This window comes from Candidatus Electrothrix sp. (genome assembly GCF_052785085.1).
In genome coordinates this window covers 1-15921 of sequence record NZ_JALAAI010000019.1, presented here as the reverse complement: position 1 = coordinate 15921, position 15921 = coordinate 1, and the positions used below count along the sequence as shown (strand labels likewise).

Here is a 15921-nt window from a genome sequence, read left to right as displayed (position 1 = left end):
CAAGGGTGAACACACAGGTTCGTCTCTACTGCCCCATCCGTTGAATCATTTCACCAATCCGCTTCATCTCTGTGAAAATCGCTACCTCATCCAGGGTGGTTATTTGCCGATTTTCCATGACCACCTGCCCATTAATAACTGAATGGAACACATCACCACCACCAGCTGTATAGACCAGGTGGGACACCGGATTATAGACCGGCGTGAGATGCGGTTGATTCATATCCAGCATGATAAGGTCGGCCTTTTTGCCCACAGCAAGGGTGCCGATTGCCGCTTCCGCTCCGAGCACTGCGGCACCTCCCAAGGTGGCTGCATGCAGGGTCTGGGTGGCATTCATTACTGTGGGATCCATCTGGTCTACTTTATGGAGTTTAGCTGCTGAATTCATCTCCCCGAACATATCCACATCATTATTGGAGGCACTGCCGTCTGTTCCAAGACCGACGACAAGCTCTTTTGCCAGCATAGCAGGTACCGGGGCTACTCCTGAAGCCAGCTTCATATTGGATTCCGGGCAATGAGCTATCTTGACCCTGCGCTCTACCAGCAGCTTGATCTCCTCCTCAGTCACCATCACCCCGTGGGCAGCCACCACCCGTTCATTGAGCAGGCCCAAGGTTTCCAGATGCTGCACCGGCGAGCACTGGTAGCGTTCCGTGCAGGTATGGACCTCGTCCTGATTTTCCGCAAGATGAATATGATAAAGTGCTTGCTTTTCCTCGGCCTGCGCGGCCATTCGTTCCAGCAGGGAAGGGGAGCAGGTGTAGACCGAGTGAGGATTTACCGTCACAGTGATCAGATCGTCTCCTGCGTATTGCTCAAATAAATCTTCAGTATAGGTAAAACCATTTTCCAGTTCTCCGTAATTAGGCGAGGGAAAGTCATAGAGGACCTCACCCACCCAGGCCCGCACCCCTGATGCAGCAGCGGCACGGGCTACATCCTTTGCAAACAGGTACATATCATTGAAAGACGTGGTCCCGGATCTGATCATCTCGCAGAGAGAAAGAAGTGTGGACTGATAGACGATCTCCGAGGTGAGCTGGGCCTCTCTGGGAAAGATATGTTCCTGCAGCCACTCCATCAGGGGCAGGTCATCAGCTAAGCCGCGAAAGCAGGACATGGCCGCATGGGTATGGGTGTTGATCAGGCCTGGCATGATCAGTCCGTGGGCATGGCTGAGGCATTGGGCCTGGGGATATTTTACTGCCAGGTTGTCGCCAATCTCAACAATCCGATCCTTGCTCACCGCAACTGAGATGTTTTCCTGCTCCAGAACATTCTGGCTGTCTGTCACCAGGTAGCGACCAGAAACCACCAGGTTGATCTCTGCTGTTTTTTCCTGACTCATACTTCTATCTCCTGTACGATTTCAAGGATCAATTTCTGTAATTTGGGTTCGGCCTGGCTGGCAGCTTCAACAATATCTTCCAGGAGAATAGGAGTGAAATTATCCGGGTCATTGATGTTTGCCACCACAGACAGGCCAAGCACCTGTAATCCGCCGTGCAGGGCCGTGATGATTTCCGGTACTGAGGACATACCCACAGCATCAGCACCCCACTGTTTGAGCATTCGGGTTTCTGCCGGAGTTTCCAGGCTGGGGCCAGGAATGCAGACATAGGTACCAGCTGTTACCTCGGTAATGCCTGGTTGTTGTGCTGCCTGCCAGGCCAGGTTTTGTAAATCAGGATGATAGGGATCTGAAAGATCGGGAAAACGTGGCCCCCATTCATCGACATTGGGGCCGCGCAAAGGATTATCCGGTAGGTGATTGATATGATCTTTGTGGATCATGATAGTCCCGGCCTGCCAGGACCTGTTCAGCCCGCCCGAGGCATTGGTAATAATGGCGATCCGCACACCGAGCAGGGACAGAACCCTAACCGGAAAGGCGACTTCTCTAGCAGAATACCCCTCGTAATAATGGAATCTTCCCTGAAGAATAGCGCAGGTTTTTCCGGCCAGGGTGCCGCAGACCAGATTGCCTGCATGACTGGTTACTGTGGAGTGGGGAAAGCCGGGAATCTCCTCATACGGGAGAGTGATACTACCCTCCATTGCCTCGACCAGATTCCCCAGCCCCGTGCCCAGCTGGATCAGAATCTCCGGGAGTACCGGGAGGTGGGTTTGGAGAAAAGCAACTGCTTCTTCTACCTGTTCTTTGTATGCTTTAATATTAATCATGATCTTTTTATTTTCAAATGGCTTCGGTGAACTGCTCAATCCTTATTCTTTCTCATCTTGGCTTGCCCGTTGACAGGCCTCGGCAAGTCGGGCACCTACATAGCTGACTAACTCGTCGTTCCATGCCTCCAGATCAAAACAAACAGCATCCTCCCCGAGCAGGCCACCAGGCACAGCATCACTTTTTTCTTCTGGGTCAGTGATCATGTCGCTGTAAAAACAAACAGAAAGCCATCTGGGAATATCCTCAATCACGTCAATCACAGCAAAGAGTTTTCTTGTCTTTTGCGTTCGGTGGCTTGCCCGGAGAGAATAGGTAATACCTGGGCGGGGGATGAATTCCAGGCAAATATTTTTATTGCCTTCCAGCTGCTCTTTGTACCGAAGAAAGATTTTTTTATTTTTTTCTGCACTTTCTTGCCAGTCCTTGATAAAGGTTTTCAGTTCCGCATGTACTTCTTGTGACATCTTAACTCTTCCTTGTTTTTTCTTGATATTTATGGAGAATATTGTATTGCGATATGCTGTGCGTTATTTGGTACTGCCTTTACAAAATAAAATAACAGACTATCATGAAGAGACAAGAAAAGATTTATTCATGAAAAAGCTGTCTGACGTACATGGTCCTTTTTTTATCGTTTTTACTGGGATTTTGTTTTTTTTTGTGTAAAAATAAACGGATTGGAATTTCTCAGTTGGTCATGAGGTACTATGGTGTATAACACGCAACAGACAGGCGTTTGCTGACCCTGTTTGATCGAAATCCACTTCAATTCAAGAAAAAAATCTTTAGAATCCAAGGGAGTGATTTATGCTAATTGCAGTCATGAAGGAAAGGCACCCAAGGGAGAAACGGGTCCCTCTGATTCCCGCTACAGCAGCCAGGCTGGTCAAACTCGGAGCTGAGGTGGTTATTGAATCCGGCCTTGGCATGAGTTGTCGTTTTGATGATGATGAATATAAGGAAGCAGGAGCCACCATTGGGAGCTCGCAAGAGGATATGCTGAAAACAGCTGACATCATTCTCCGGCTGCGCAAGCCTCCTAAGGATGAAGTGATTCTGATGAAAAAGGGCTGCATTCATGTGAGTTATCTTGATCCATTCAATGAAGGCGATCTTGTTGAAACCCTGAGAGATGCCCATATTTCAGCAATCAGTCTGGAAATGATTCCCCGTACCACTGTTGCTCAGAAGATGGATGTCCTTTCTTCCCAGGCCAATCTTGGCGGCTATGCTGCTGTGACCTTGGCAGCAGATCAGCTGGACAGAACTTTTCCCATGATGACCACACCAGCCGGAACGATCAAACCAGCACGAGTCTTTATTATCGGTGTTGGTGTGGCTGGACTTCAGGCCATCGCTACAGCCAAACGTCTCGGAGCAATAGTGGAAGCCTTTGATACCAGACCTGTGGTTGAAGAGCAGGTACGGTCCCTGGGCGCAAAATTTGTCAAGGTTGATCTTGGTGAAACCGGTCAAACCAAGGACGGTTATGCCAAAGCACTGACCCCGGAGCAGATGGCCTTGCAACAAGAGGGCATGGCCAATGCCTGCGCCAGAGCAGATGTTGTTATCACAACAGCCCAACTTTTTGGCCGGCCCGCTCCCCGGATTATTGATCATACCATTTTGGCGCAGATGCGTCCGGGGGCTGTGATCATTGATATGGCTGTGGAGACCGGCGGTAATGTGGAAGGCTCTGAAATGGATACAATCGTTGAGATTGAAGGGGTGAAAATCTTGGGTATTGCCAATCTCCCTGGTCGGGTTGCGACAACAGCCAGTCAAATGTACTCAGCCAATCTTGGCAATTTTGTTGAGCATTTTTGGGATAAAGAGAGCAAACTACTCGCTGTGCATCATGAGAATGAAATCATGCAGGGTGCTTTGATTACCCATAATGGTGAAATCGTCAGTAAGGTGTACAAAAATATTATGAAGAAGTGAGGAGATGAAATGGAACCAATATATTTAACCTTTGTTTTTATCCTGGCAATTTTTTTAGGCTTTGAGCTTATTTCCAAGGTACCTTCTACTCTGCATACTCCGTTGATGTCCGGCTCTAATGCCATTTCCGGCATCACTCTAATCGGAGCTATTGCATCCCTGCAATCTGATAATCATTCCTTTGCCACTGTTCTGGGAACTATTGCTGTTGCCTTTGCAACCATTAATGTGGTGGGAGGATATATGGTGACAAACCGTATGCTTGAAATGTTTAAGAAGAAAGAAAAAAATGAAGGAGACTTCCAATGAATCCTCTTATCATTAATTTTACCTATGTGGTATCAGCAGTTCTGTTTATCTTTGGTCTGAAGATGCTTAGTTCACCTGCCACGGCCCGACAAGGAAATCTGCTTTCCTCCCTTGGTATGCTGATCGCCATTATAGTCACAATGCTGAATGCTGGCTTGGATTATAAGTGGATTTTTCTTGGCATTGTTATTGGTAGTGGCCTTGGTGCCATTGTTGCTCTTCGGGTTAAAATGACTGCTATGCCGGAAATGGTGGCTCTGTTCAATGGATTTGGTGGTATTTCCAGTCTCCTGCTTGCCTGGGCTGAGTACCACCAGAACAGAGAACTCTCAGTTTTTATTGCTCTTGTTGCCTTTCTTTCCGCCTTTATTGGTGGTATGACCTTTTCTGGATCAATGATTGCCTTTGGTAAGCTTTCCGGAAAGGTGACCCAGAAAGCTGTGGTCTTTAAAGGGCAGCATGTCATCAATGCCGCTTTTTTGGTACTTGCCCTGCTTGCAGCAGCAGTTTTCTGCGTAACGCCAGCAAGTGATTTTGGTTATGTGGTCTTTGTTCTCATCCTCCTGGTTGCCCTGGGATTTGGCATAACCTCCACCATTCCCATTGGCGGGGCTGATATGCCGGTTGTTATTTCCCTGCTGAACAGCTATTCCGGTCTTGCAGCCTGTGCAGCTGGTTTTGTCATTTCCAATAATATCCTGATCGTTGCCGGAGCCTTGGTTGGGGCCTCTGGAATCATTCTGACCAATATCATGTGCAAGGCCATGAATCGCTCCCTGGCGAATGTGCTTTTTTCTGGCTTTGGCAGCACTATAGCTCAGGAGGCAGGGGCTGGACCACAGGGTGAGGTGCGGACTGCTTCAGCTGAGGATGTCTATTACATCCTTGAAGCAGCTGACTCAGTGACCTTTGTTCCTGGTTATGGTCTGGCGGTTGCCCAGGCCCAACATGCAGTCAAAGAGCTTGGCGATCTGTTGGAAGCCAATGATACCGAGGTTTCCTATGCCATTCACCCGGTTGCCGGACGCATGCCCGGACATATGAATGTGCTGTTGGCTGAGGCCAATGTTCCATACGATCAACTTGTTGAGATGGATGAAATTAATCCTCGCATGGAGAGCGTTGATGTTTGCGTGGTCATTGGTGCCAATGATGTGGTGAATCCTGCTGCCCTTGATGATGAGTCCAGCCCAATCTACGGCATGCCCATTATTGAGACTCACCGGGCTAAAACGGTTATTGTTCTGAAACGGTCGATGAACCCAGGCTTTGCGGGCATTCAGAATGCTCTGTTTTTTGCTGAAAACGCCCGGATGTATTTTGGTGATGCCAAGGCTTCGATTCAGGCCTTGGTAACAGAGTTCAAAAACGACTGATAAGTTCAACAGGTATGCTGTTCTCCTTGGTCGAAGAGGCCCGGGAGTAGTGCGGTTACTGTTTGAAGTTCAATGTTGAAGAAAAAGAAGAAAGGCCAAAGGCCTGTTGTTAGAGTGGGAGCAGTTGTAAAGGGAAAAAGGTTAACAAGAGAACTGTTATCTAGAGAAGTAGCGGGTGCCCCTGCCAAGTGATCTGACATTTTTATATAAAAGGCGGATACGTGGAGAGCGTATTTGCTTTTTTTGGAGGTGGTGGTACCCTACAAAAACAAAGATAGGGAGAATGAGCTTCGCTCATTCTCCCTATACACCACGTCTCTTCCGCGTCTTTTGCTGTCTTACCCTCTCTAAGGGATAAGAAAAGTGTGCTGTTTTTTAGAAGCGGAAACGCAAGCCTGCACCAAAGCGTCCGTACTCAGAGAGACTATCAATTTCGTCAATTCCTGAACGTGCTTCTAAGAATACAGACGTATTAAAGTGGTCTGGATGACCAAACAACTGGGCACCAACCTGGGCAATGATATCTATATCGCTGTCTTCAGAATCAATATCATCATCTCCATCAGACATCCATCCACCGAGACCAAATCCCAGAAAGATCGGATTCCATGCCTCACCCATTTTCATGAAGGCCAAGTTGTATTGTACCATGAGGTCAACCAGCCATGCATCATCGCCATCGCTACCATCAGCCTTTGTTGCGCCACCAATCATTCCAAGGAAGGAAAGGCGCTGGTTAAAGGCATATTCCACACCGATTCTGCCAAAACCAAAATCAGCAGGATCTGATAAGCGGAGGTAACCAGCATCAGCAACGTAACGGATCGGGTAGATACAAGGGGGACAGCATTGCGGCGGTGCCTCGACAACTTTTTCAACAATCCTCTCCGGCCCTGGAACTTTTACAATTCGTTCAGGTCCTGGAACTTTTACAATCTTCTCGACAGGCACCTCGACAACTTTTTCAACAATCCGTTCAGGACCTGGAACTGTTTTTTCAACTATTCGTTCAGGACCTGGCACCTCAACGACTTTTTCAACAATCCGTTCAGGACCTGGAACTTCTTTTACAACAACATGCACAACTTCTTTCAAGGCCAGGTTGCCGCAGAAAAGAGGTACTGCAAAAACATAGCGTTTGTCGCCAGCATCAATGGAAAATTCAAAGCTACTTAATGCTGATGTGCCGCCCCAGGTAATATCCTGCGCTGCTTTTACCTGACCAACACCGTTTGGTCGGAACAGCATCCAACGAAAGGTTTCGCCAGGTTGATATTCAACTTGTTGAATATCTGCCTGAGAAAATTGTTGCATGAGCGGTGTGTACAGTTGAGGGCTACCCGCTTTTTGCAAACCTTGCATAATTGCATCTTGTTGGGTCTGCATCATGCCTCTGAGTTCATCCATTGACTTAAGGGGAGGCTTATAAAATGGATGACGCCCAATTACTGTCAGTGTTGTGGCTGCCTGAACAGTGCATACTGACAATAATAACAAAAAAGTTACCTGTGCCAAAAATTTTAATTTCACTTTTTTTATCCTCCTTACATTCCCTGTTGATACCAACAATAAAATAGGCCAGCCTACGTTTAAAAAGTATGCTTACATTCTTGTCAGTGACTTGTTTTTCATCAAATATACCCTTATTTTTTGACGAAAAAGTTAATTAATTATCTCACAGATACAAGAATACTCTATCATACGAGTTGTTACAACCGATGATTGCATCAAAGTTTAATTTTTTTACCTCTCCTTGTGATCAGAATTTATAGCTGAGAGAAAGAGATGCAATCGGGTAGTATTCATACTCATCAATTTCTTTTTCTATTTCCTCTCGCTCACGCTGGATAAAGAGTTGGGTAGCTGGAAGGCTTCCTGCACCCCAGGGATCCTCAACGCGTAACTCGCTTACCTGTGCTGTCCCCTGAAACATAATCCCCAAATCAATATTCACGCCCCATCGGCTCTCAGAATTATGATTGCTGGTCCAGCCAATACCGAGATAGGGAGCAAAGGTGTCAAATTCAATCAGGCCGACGACATGGGCCTGGTCAATTAAATCGGCATAGCGAGCCAGCTCTGGGGAGAGCAGATCCTGGCGGTACGTGCCGTCAATGTCTATCTCATTATTGTTGATAAAGGCACCTGCGGTGAAACGAAAAGCATTACCTAAAGGATGCAGGTCAAGCAGCAATGAGCTTGTGAAGAAATCTGGAGCAAAATTATAATCAATGTCTCCAATGGTTGTGTCAAAATCAAAACTTATCTGATTGATACCAGTTCGTAATTCCAGATATGGGTTGATATCCATACTGATTTCAAGCCCGCCGCCAAGGGTACCAGCCTTGATAGCCAGACCAATCTGGCCGGTTTCTGCATGGGCATTGGCGGAGATCGCTGGCATTATCAGCAGAGAGCATGCGATAGCAAAGGAGTATGTTTTTTTTAGCGTCATTTTCAGAGCAGAGTCATAATAAGGTTTTAAAAAAACATCAACATAAAAAGTTACAGGAAAGAATACAGGAGAACCACAGGAAAGGGGCATTTATAGCGTGAGTAACAACACCGCCAGCCTGATGGCAAGCGATGCATATTTTCATCGGTAATATCTATTATATCTTGGTGGCGGAACAGGAACAACAATCCTTGGCGCAGGTATGACAACAGGATGACGATATGCTCTTGCTGCTGCCGGGTGTATTGCTGTTGTTCGGTGGTGTGGTGGCGGTAAACAGCATCCACCAAGCAGGGCAGCTGTTGTTGTCAATGCGAGATAAAACGATATTTTTTTCATGACATTATATCCATTGTATGAAAAAGATAGGGGCCCCCGGCTGAAGCGAGCTGAAGGGGCCTCCTTTATCAAGCCTGCTTAGTAGGCGCAGGAAGGTCTGCAGGTATTGCAGGCAGGTTGACAGGTGGGGCAATCTGGTTGAGGTTTTTTCTTTTTTTCCACCTCTACCTGTACAGGAAGCATGTCTACTTTTAGAGGAGACAAATCAACTTTCATGGGTTCTGGCGAGCATTTGTAACCGCGTTGGTATGCATACGGACCAATATAACAACCATTTAGAATAATAGCTGCTGCAACCAGAGAAAGGAACGTGGTAAGTTTTTTCATGATTTTTTTTACCTCTTTTTTATAGATGAGAGAAAATAACCGGTACTCTTTCTGAGAACCGATTGTGTTATGTGTGTTACGCTTGTTTTTGTAACGGTTAAGAAACAACATATCAGCTTCCCTGTTTTTTCTCATTGGATCTTCCAGTGAAAGTTGATTGAACAAGGATGATTTTTTTGTCTACGGGCAACACGGCTCAGGTGGACAGTAGTTTGGTGCTGGTTTTGGCTTTGGTAATGGCGGCGGACAGTAGTTGCTGTCGTATTGAGGCGCATAAGACCTTGTTGAACGTGGTGTAACTGTAGACCTTGTTGGGCGCGGTGTAACGGTAGAGCGTATTGAACGCGATGTAACGGTAGACCTCATTTTCGAGGGGGAAGGTGTTGATGGTACAACAAATTGCGGTCTTGAAGGGGTAGTAAAAGAGGGAAGCGTGATTTTTGTCGTTGGCATTCTGGGAGTTGTTGTCGGGGCATTATATCGTTTATTGACATAGCGTGACGGTAACACCGGCCGCGTTATGATCGGAGTTCTTCTTGTTGAAGAGTACGAACGCGTCCTTGGCGTATAAGTTCCAGAGCTGTAGTTGCGTATTATTGATGATGATGAGGAGGAACGTACAATAGGACGACTATATGGCAGAATAACCGATGAAGAATTACGGACTACCGGGCGATAGGTTCGGACAGAGGACGAAGAATTACGCACTACCGGGCGATAGGTTCGGACAGACGACGAAGAATTGCGCACTATTGGTTTGTAGGTTCGAACTGTTGGTGTGGAGGAGCGTATTACCCGTGAAGAGGGCGCAGAAGTACGCACAACAGGGGTTGAAGAGCGGACTATAGGTGTATAGGTCCGTTTTACGGCTTGCTTTGACCTGGTTCCAGAATGGGTTGAGGTCGAAACGGTCCTGGTAGTTGAAGTATAGGTATGGACTGACCGAGATGTCGGTTCTCCGTAGAACCCGCATGCGCTCAGTAAGCTGGCAGCAAGGATTGGAGTTAGTAATAAGGTTTTTATTTTCATGAGTTCTTCATCTCCTCAATACAGTGCAACATTGTTGCGCAATGTTAGTAGGGTGTACTCCTCAGTAATGGGTGGAGGTTCGGACAGTATGTGTTGATGTTGAGTAGGTATCAACTGTCCGGGATGTCGGCGGTGCGTAATAGCACCCGCTCAGGATCAGAGCGGCAAGAGATAGTACAATACATAAGATTCCTGGTTTTTTCATAATATCCCCACTTCCTGAAGATTATCTGTATAATATAACACTATTTCCTCAAAGTACTCTTCTTCTTATATGGGATAGTATCGGAATTTTATACAATACTCAAGTTTTTTATTGACAAATCTTAGCATAGAGAATTGTTTCTTTCTGTTTTCTTACGCCATTTTTTTCCAAAGCCGAGGCTGAGCAGATAGCAGTTTGTTGCAATGAGAATGATAACCGGACCACTGGGCAGATCAAGAGAAAAGCTGACTCCAAGGCCACTGACAATAAAAAGGCCAGAGAGCAGGGTTGCAATAAACATCAGCTGGCGAATACCCGAGGCCATAGTTCCAGCAATGGCAGCAGGCAGGGTCAGCAGCGCAATAACCATGATAATACCAACAATACGAACAAGCAAAACAATGGTTAAGGCGGTCAGGCAAAGGAGTAAAAGATAGAGCCAGCGCGTATGCACCCCTCGAAGCTGGGTGTATTCCTCATCAAAACAGAGAGCAACCAGTTTATTATAAAAGATTCCTACCACTGCCAGGATAGCACAATCAAGGATAATGACAAAATAGATGTCATTTTTGCTGATGAGCAGGATATTGCCAAAGAGATAGGACATCGGGTCAAAATAGCCTGGAGTGACTGCGATAAACAGAAAACCAATAGACATGCCGCCTGCCCAAAGGGCACCGATAATGGAATCTTCCCGTTGGCCCCCATTTTTACTGACCTGGGCCAGGAGGAGGGCAGCCAACAGGGCAACAAGAACAGCCCCTCGAACCGGGGTGATCCAGGGGATACCCACCACATTTTGCAGATAGAGTCCTCCACCAATGCCTGCCAGAACACAATGGGAAATCGCACCGGCAATATAGGTAATTCTGCGCACAACGACAAAGGTACCAATAATACCAAAGGAAATTGAGGCAAGCAGGCCAGTGATGAGGGCGTAGCGGAGAAAGGGCAGGTCCGGGTCAGTCAGTGCGTCCCACAGTTCAATCATGCTCGTGTCCTCCTGGACAGCAACGATGATCATGGCGAATCATGCGTAAGTCGCTGCCATACATATCACGGAGCAATTCGCCGGTAAGTTCGCTGGTTGGATGGATGTGGACCTGATTATTAACACAGATGACCCGCTGAAAAAGACTGGGAGAAACCCCTATTTCATGGGTTACCATGAGGATGATCATATTTTTATTGAGCTCTGCCAGCATGGTAAAGAGCTGCTCTTCAGATTGTTGATCCAGACTGGCTGTGGGTTCATCAAGGATAAGAATATCACCTTCAGCTGCCAAGGCCCGGGCAATAAGAACCCGTTGTCGCTGACCACCAGAGAGCGCTGAAAAAGGACGTTGGCTCAAGGCTGCCAGATTTACGGCAGCAAGGGATTCCTGAGCGATCTCTTTATCGTGACCAGTATACCGACCACTCAGAGAATTGCCCAGTCGACCCATACAGACCACATCCAACACAGAGATAGGGAATTTGGGATCATAGCGGGCGTACTGGGGCACATAGCCTATTCTGATTCGCTCCTGTTCTGGTTCATTGCCATAGACACGAATCTCTCCCTTATCAGGGTGTTCCAGACCAAGGATGAGCTTAATGAGAGTTGTCTTGCCGCCGCCATTTGGGCCGATAATAATAGCGGAATCCCCTGGGAAGACATCCAGATGAACATTGGTGAGCACAGGGATATCATCATAGGAATAGTTAAGGTCTCTGATGCGGATCGCGACATCCTTCATAAAATAAATTTGTTAATTTTTCCGGTACATATCAGATATCAGGTGTGAGAGCCATTTGGATAGCATTGGCCATCTGTCTGAGGTTGTGTTCTATATTTGCTGTGAGCGGGTCCAGTTTCACCAGATCACCCTTAATGGCTTGGGCCACAGTTAAGGCATTTTTTTTGTCAAACTGGGGTTGGATAAAGAGTACCTTGATCTTGTCTTTTTTTGCCTGTTTCACTAAGGCATAGAGCTGCTTAGGTGAAGGAGCCTTGCCTTCGGTTTCTACAGCCTTTTGGTGCAGCCCATAGGCATGGGCAAAGTAACCAAAGGCCGGATGGAACACATAAAAGCTTGCACCTTGAAAGGGGGCGAGTTGGTGTCTCAATTCCTGGTGGAGCAGGGTCAGACGTTCATTGACCTTTTTATTATTTTGTTGATAGATAGCTGTATTTTTGGGGTCAGCGGTTGCTAAGGCCTCTGCTATGGCTGTGGCCATTATCTTTCCATTGCGCGGGTCAAGCCAGAGATGAGGATCTGCGTGTTCCTGATCTTGATCATTTTCATGGGCATGATGATTATGATGGGCACCAGAAGAGGAAACTATAGGGATTTTTTTGATGCCGGTTGTTGTGTCGATAAGTTGGAGACCTTCCTCTGTCTTTTTTTTATGGATTATTTTTCGGGCGATTTCTCGTTCAAAGGGCATGTCAATGGTAAAATAAAGGCGGGAACGAAAAAGGGTGGTTATCTTTTCCGGGCTTGGCTGGTAGGTATGTGGTTCCTGACCCTTTTCCAGCAGAACCTGGGTGTTGACCAAATCACCGCCTATTTGTTCAACTAACCATTTTTGCGGTGGGATAGAGACAAAGACAGGCAGAGGCTCTGCATGGGCAGGAAGCACTGCGGCTGCAAGAAAGAGTAAGCCGATCAGGATAAAGGTTATTTTTTTTATAAGCATTTTCATGAAAAGAAGGGGTTCGTCTGTATGGTTTATCATCATATCATAATACATGATATTGAAAGGTTAGAGACAGATTGAAAAATTATATCTTTAATATGTAATCAAGAGCGTGCTGATTAGAACTGCATTCATCTCGTTCCTTCTGCACAATAATCTTCTTCATTGGAGGATATTCTAAGAAATATTTCATCTTAATCCAAGTGATTTTCCCGGATGGGAAGAAAGACGTGAACCACCTGGAACGCTTTGATCCTGCTGACAACGGTTTGCCTGTTACCTGCTTTTAAATATCGCTTAATAGATTACCTTGTCGTACAGTCCGTTTTTGCCTGACCGGCATCTTTTTCAGGAGAAAGAGTAAGGGATTCTGCTTTACCTGCATCAAAGTGTAAGGTTCTTTGCGGAAAGGGTATCTCAATGCCTTGCTCTTTAAAAGCGATATGAATCATTTTGAGCAGATTATGGGTTTGCAGACCTCGCTGGGCAGGCTCTTCAATCCAGACCAGCAATTGAAGAAAAATACCTGAATCGTCAAAACGGCGGAACCGAACTCTGGGCTCTGGCTTTTTTTCCAGGGCATGATGAGATGCAGCCACCTGGAGCAAGGTCTTTTCCACCTCCCGAAGATTACTGTCATAGCTCACACTCACATCAATGCGAATTCGGAAGTTGACCTCTGGTGCAGACTGGTTGATGATCTTGGTGGTGGACATAATAGAATTGGGAATAGTGATCAATACGTCATCCCTGGTCTTGATCTTGGTGGAGCGAATGCCCAACTCCACAACTTCACCTCGTTCGCCGCTTTCAAGAATAATATAATCACCCACCTTGTACGCAGCATCAGTGAACAGGGCAATGCCGCCAAAAAAGTTGGCCAAGGTATCCTTGGCAGCCAAGGCAATGGCGATACCCACAATACCTGCCGAGGCAAATAAAGGCGTTAGGTTGACATTCCAGATGATCAGTCCCCAGATAATCCCGAGAAAAAGCAGAATAATCCTGGAGATATTTTTGAGCATGTAGAACCTGGTCTTGTCAAACTTGCGTACAGCCCAGCCTGTGTTGTTTTCATTCATCACCGTGATTTCCCGAATCAGGGCGATCCACCAGACTGCCAGAATTAAAGTTTTAATTACATTGGGCAGGACAGTCTGCCAGGGGGCAGGGAATACCGGTTCCAGCAGGGTGGCATGGAGGAGACCAAGCAGAAGCACGGAGATCACTGCAGGGCGCCGGATAAAGCGAACAAAATGCTCATCCACATCAAAGCTGGTTCGGATGGCGATCCTGAGCAACACTTTGTTAATTATGATATCTGCGGCCTTGGCCAGGATGATATAAAAACAGATAGCTGTGAAGCGTTGTCCAAATTCGTATTGACCAAAATCAGGCAGCGAGGTGACAAACCAGATGCTAAAGGCTTTGGAGATAATGCTGAAGTCCATGAGATATTGTGACCTCGTTTGGCCCGAATCAGGCCGATTGCGAGGAAATCTCAGAGAAGGAGGAGATGGGTTTGGCTTCCTCAATAATCATGATAGGAATGCCATCACGGATGGCATAGGCCAGCTGGCAGGTATGGCAGAGCAGGACATTTTTATCGTTACGGAGTTCTACGGAGCCTTTGCATTGCGGACAGGCGATAATGTCAAGGAGTTCTTTTTTCATTTTTGTTATGTTGTTTTGATGGGTTTGTTGTATATGAAAGTACTGCTATCATATTTTGTTCCCCCTTCTCTAATAGGTAAGATGGGGTGTGGAATAATTCCTTTAAAAGATAATGAGAATGCAATAGTATGGCAGAGTATACCAAAAAAAAATGCTACTGACAGTAAAACTCGAACAGAGACCGGAGAAAACATGAAAAAACGTATACCGGTAGATCAGGCCGTTGGAATGGTGCTCCCTCATGATATTACAGAAATTGTCCAGGGGGAATTTAAAGGATGTGCCTTTCGCAAGGGGCATATTCTTCGCTTGGAAGATATTGAGCATTTGCGCCGCCTGGGCAAAGAGCATATTTATGTTTTAGAGCTTTCAGAGGGAGAAATTCATGAAGATGAGGCTGCCCGTCTGTTGGCTACAGCCCTGGCCGGGCAGGGAGTGGAACATTCAGGCAAGGTGACAGAAGGCAAGGCATCGCTTTGCGCAGCCTATGATGGTCTGCTTAAAATTGACAAAGAGGCCCTGTATCGTTTTAATCTGCTGGGTGAGATCATGTGTTCCAGCCTCCATACCAATACTCCGGTAAAAAAAGGAGAGCAGGTGGCTGCCACCCGCTTGATTCCTCTGGTGGGAGAGCGTTCCCTGGTTGAGAAAGGAGTTAACATTGCCCGCTCTACTGACTCAGGTGAGAAGATCGTTCAGGTTTTGCCCCTGCCAAAGGTCAAGGCTGGCCTGGTTGTTACAGGCAGTGAAGTTTATTACGGCAGGATTGAGGACAAATTCGAGGCTGTGCTCCGGGAAAAGATGGCTGAACTGGGCTCAGAAGTGATCCGGGTAGGCTTTGCCCCGGATGATGCCAGTCGCATTGCAGCAGAGATTCGCCTTTGCCTGCAAGCCGGTGCTGACCTGATCATTACCTCTGGTGGGATGTCTGTGGATCCTGACGATGTTACCCGAACCGGTATCCGGGAAGCCGGGGCCGTGGACAGGGTTTATGGAACTCCGGTCCTGCCTGGTGCCATGTTTCTTGTGGGCCGGATAGGGGAGGTGCCAGTCCTTGGTCTGCCTGCCTGCGGAATGTTTCATAAGATCACAGTGTTTGATTTGATCCTCCCTCGCATCCTTACTGGTGAATCCATTGGTCGGGAGCAATTCGCTGCGATGGGACATGGGGGGCTTTGTCGCAACTGTAAACACTGTCAATATCCGGTCTGTAATTTTGGCAAATAAGCCATAGCGTAATAATATCGTCTTGTGTATTGTCAATACCATCGCCATTAAAGCACCTCTTCTGGCGTATTAACTCGCCCAAGAACGGCTACTTGATTAGCGATGGATTGAATAGAAATACCTTCTGGAATTTGCGGAAGCAATTTTAATGTTTCACGGA

The 15921-nt window shown here is 46.8% G+C and carries 18 protein-coding genes; 5 read left to right on the top strand and 13 right to left on the bottom strand.

The features are described 5' to 3' along the window. Positions 1-25: 25 nt before the first annotated feature. From L2082_RS05120 to L2082_RS05110, 3 genes are read right to left on the bottom strand one after another with little or no spacing between them, the layout of a single operon-like run. Positions 26-1354, bottom strand: a complete 1329-nt coding sequence (locus L2082_RS05120) for an amidohydrolase (protein WP_446008903.1) — start codon at positions 1352-1354, stop codon at positions 26-28. Continuing rightward, positions 1351-2190, bottom strand: a complete 840-nt coding sequence (locus tag L2082_RS05115; RefSeq protein WP_446008911.1) for a purine-nucleoside phosphorylase — start codon at positions 2188-2190, stop codon at positions 1351-1353. Before L2082_RS05115 ends, L2082_RS05120 begins: the two co-directional genes overlap by 4 nt. A gap of 42 nt (positions 2191-2232) precedes the next feature. Further along, positions 2233-2658: a hypothetical protein gene (locus L2082_RS05110; protein WP_446008902.1), complete on the bottom strand. Its 426-nt coding sequence runs from the start codon at positions 2656-2658 to the stop codon at positions 2233-2235. 343 nt (positions 2659-3001) lie between these two features. Between L2082_RS05110 and L2082_RS05105 the strand changes: the two genes are divergently transcribed. Genes L2082_RS05105 through L2082_RS05095 form a run of 3 tightly spaced genes read left to right on the top strand, consistent with a single transcriptional unit; the run spans position 3002 to position 5823 of the window. Next, complete coding sequence (locus L2082_RS05105; RefSeq protein WP_446008901.1) at positions 3002-4138, top strand: NAD(P) transhydrogenase subunit alpha; 1137 nt, start codon at positions 3002-3004, stop codon at positions 4136-4138. 9 nt (positions 4139-4147) lie between these two features. Next, complete coding sequence (locus L2082_RS05100) at positions 4148-4447, top strand: NAD(P) transhydrogenase subunit alpha (RefSeq protein WP_446008900.1); 300 nt, start codon at positions 4148-4150, stop codon at positions 4445-4447. Next, positions 4444-5823 carry an NAD(P)(+) transhydrogenase (Re/Si-specific) subunit beta gene (locus L2082_RS05095; protein WP_446008899.1) on the top strand — a complete coding sequence of 460 codons (1380 nt, stop codon included), beginning with the start codon at positions 4444-4446 and terminating at the stop codon, positions 5821-5823. Before L2082_RS05100 ends, L2082_RS05095 begins: the two co-directional genes overlap by 4 nt. 375 nt (positions 5824-6198) lie before the next feature. Here L2082_RS05095 and L2082_RS05090 read toward each other — a convergent pair whose 3' ends face one another. The 4 genes from L2082_RS05090 to L2082_RS05075 all read right to left on the bottom strand — a co-directional run bounded on the left by L2082_RS05090 (position 6199) and on the right by L2082_RS05075 (position 9079). Next, on the bottom strand, positions 6199-7353 hold the full coding sequence (locus L2082_RS05090; RefSeq protein ID WP_446011503.1) for an IMCp domain-containing protein: 1155 nt from the start codon (positions 7351-7353) through the stop codon (positions 6199-6201). A 229-nt stretch (positions 7354-7582) separates the two neighbouring features. After that, a complete protein-coding gene (locus L2082_RS05085) occupies positions 7583-8227 on the bottom strand; it encodes a hypothetical protein (protein ID WP_446008897.1) in 645 nt (214 codons plus the stop codon). Between the two features lie 192 nt (positions 8228-8419). Next, positions 8420-8617 carry a hypothetical protein gene (locus tag L2082_RS05080; protein WP_446011502.1) on the bottom strand — a complete coding sequence of 66 codons (198 nt, stop codon included), beginning with the start codon at positions 8615-8617 and terminating at the stop codon, positions 8420-8422. Between the two features lie 78 nt (positions 8618-8695). Then, positions 8696-9079, bottom strand: coding sequence for a hypothetical protein (locus L2082_RS05075; protein ID WP_446008895.1), 384 nt, complete (start codon positions 9077-9079; stop codon positions 8696-8698). 41 nt (positions 9080-9120) lie between these two features. On the opposite strand from L2082_RS05075, the gene L2082_RS05070 reads away from it, so the two are divergent. Further along, entirely contained in the window at positions 9121-9243 is a 123-nt protein-coding gene (locus L2082_RS05070; RefSeq protein WP_446008894.1) for a hypothetical protein, read from the top strand. Positions 9244-10034: 791 nt separating this feature from the next. Here the strand turns inward: L2082_RS05070 and L2082_RS05065 are convergent. The 6 genes from L2082_RS05065 to L2082_RS05040 all read right to left on the bottom strand — a co-directional run bounded on the left by L2082_RS05065 (position 10035) and on the right by L2082_RS05040 (position 14534). Continuing rightward, positions 10035-10178 carry a hypothetical protein gene (locus L2082_RS05065; protein ID WP_446011501.1) on the bottom strand — a complete coding sequence of 48 codons (144 nt, stop codon included), beginning with the start codon at positions 10176-10178 and terminating at the stop codon, positions 10035-10037. Between the two features lie 121 nt (positions 10179-10299). Then, positions 10300-11169 (bottom strand): metal ABC transporter permease, encoded by an 870-nt coding sequence (locus L2082_RS05060; RefSeq protein ID WP_446011500.1) that lies wholly within the window; start codon positions 11167-11169, stop codon positions 10300-10302. Further along, entirely contained in the window at positions 11162-11917 is a 756-nt protein-coding gene (locus L2082_RS05055; protein ID WP_446010877.1) for a metal ABC transporter ATP-binding protein, read from the bottom strand. Before L2082_RS05055 ends, L2082_RS05060 begins: the two co-directional genes overlap by 8 nt. A gap of 31 nt (positions 11918-11948) precedes the next feature. Next, positions 11949-12866: a metal ABC transporter solute-binding protein, Zn/Mn family gene (locus tag L2082_RS05050; protein WP_446010876.1), complete on the bottom strand. Its 918-nt coding sequence runs from the start codon at positions 12864-12866 to the stop codon at positions 11949-11951. Positions 12867-13165: 299 nt separating this feature from the next. Next, positions 13166-14311 (bottom strand): mechanosensitive ion channel family protein, encoded by a 1146-nt coding sequence (locus L2082_RS05045; protein WP_446010875.1) that lies wholly within the window; start codon positions 14309-14311, stop codon positions 13166-13168. Positions 14312-14339: 28 nt separating this feature from the next. Then, on the bottom strand, positions 14340-14534 hold the full coding sequence (locus L2082_RS05040) for a Trm112 family protein (RefSeq protein ID WP_446010874.1): 195 nt from the start codon (positions 14532-14534) through the stop codon (positions 14340-14342). Positions 14535-14726: 192 nt separating this feature from the next. On the opposite strand from L2082_RS05040, the gene L2082_RS05035 reads away from it, so the two are divergent. After that, on the top strand, positions 14727-15761 hold the full coding sequence (locus L2082_RS05035) for a molybdopterin-binding protein (RefSeq protein ID WP_446011499.1): 1035 nt from the start codon (positions 14727-14729) through the stop codon (positions 15759-15761). Positions 15762-15921 lie beyond the last annotated feature (160 nt).

Excerpts from the sequence above, each read along its gene's own strand:
- L2082_RS05120 (WP_446008903.1), bottom strand. The coding sequence starts at position 1,354 with ATGAGTCAGGAAAAAACAGCAGAGATCAACCTGGTGGTTTCTGGTCGC.
- L2082_RS05115 (WP_446008911.1), bottom strand. The coding sequence starts at position 2,190 with ATGATTAATATTAAAGCATACAAAGAACAGGTAGAAGAAGCAGTTGCT.
- L2082_RS05110 (WP_446008902.1), bottom strand. The coding sequence starts at position 2,658 with ATGTCACAAGAAGTACATGCGGAACTGAAAACCTTTATCAAGGACTGG.
- L2082_RS05105 (WP_446008901.1), top strand. The coding sequence starts at position 3,002 with ATGCTAATTGCAGTCATGAAGGAAAGGCACCCAAGGGAGAAACGGGTC.
- L2082_RS05100 (WP_446008900.1), top strand. The coding sequence starts at position 4,148 with ATGGAACCAATATATTTAACCTTTGTTTTTATCCTGGCAATTTTTTTA.
- L2082_RS05095 (WP_446008899.1), top strand. The coding sequence starts at position 4,444 with ATGAATCCTCTTATCATTAATTTTACCTATGTGGTATCAGCAGTTCTG.
- L2082_RS05085 (WP_446008897.1), bottom strand. The coding sequence starts at position 8,227 with ATGCCAGCGATCTCCGCCAATGCCCATGCAGAAACCGGCCAGATTGGT.
- L2082_RS05080 (WP_446011502.1), bottom strand. The coding sequence starts at position 8,617 with ATGAAAAAAATATCGTTTTATCTCGCATTGACAACAACAGCTGCCCTG.
- L2082_RS05075 (WP_446008895.1), bottom strand. The coding sequence starts at position 9,079 with ATGAGAAAAAACAGGGAAGCTGATATGTTGTTTCTTAACCGTTACAAA.
- L2082_RS05065 (WP_446011501.1), bottom strand. The coding sequence starts at position 10,178 with ATGAAAAAACCAGGAATCTTATGTATTGTACTATCTCTTGCCGCTCTG.
- L2082_RS05060 (WP_446011500.1), bottom strand. The coding sequence starts at position 11,169 with ATGATTGAACTGTGGGACGCACTGACTGACCCGGACCTGCCCTTTCTC.
- L2082_RS05055 (WP_446010877.1), bottom strand. The coding sequence starts at position 11,917 with ATGAAGGATGTCGCGATCCGCATCAGAGACCTTAACTATTCCTATGAT.
- L2082_RS05050 (WP_446010876.1), bottom strand. The coding sequence starts at position 12,866 with ATGAAAATGCTTATAAAAAAAATAACCTTTATCCTGATCGGCTTACTC.
- L2082_RS05045 (WP_446010875.1), bottom strand. The coding sequence starts at position 14,311 with ATGGACTTCAGCATTATCTCCAAAGCCTTTAGCATCTGGTTTGTCACC.
- L2082_RS05040 (WP_446010874.1), bottom strand. The coding sequence starts at position 14,534 with ATGAAAAAAGAACTCCTTGACATTATCGCCTGTCCGCAATGCAAAGGC.
- L2082_RS05035 (WP_446011499.1), top strand. The coding sequence starts at position 14,727 with ATGAAAAAACGTATACCGGTAGATCAGGCCGTTGGAATGGTGCTCCCT.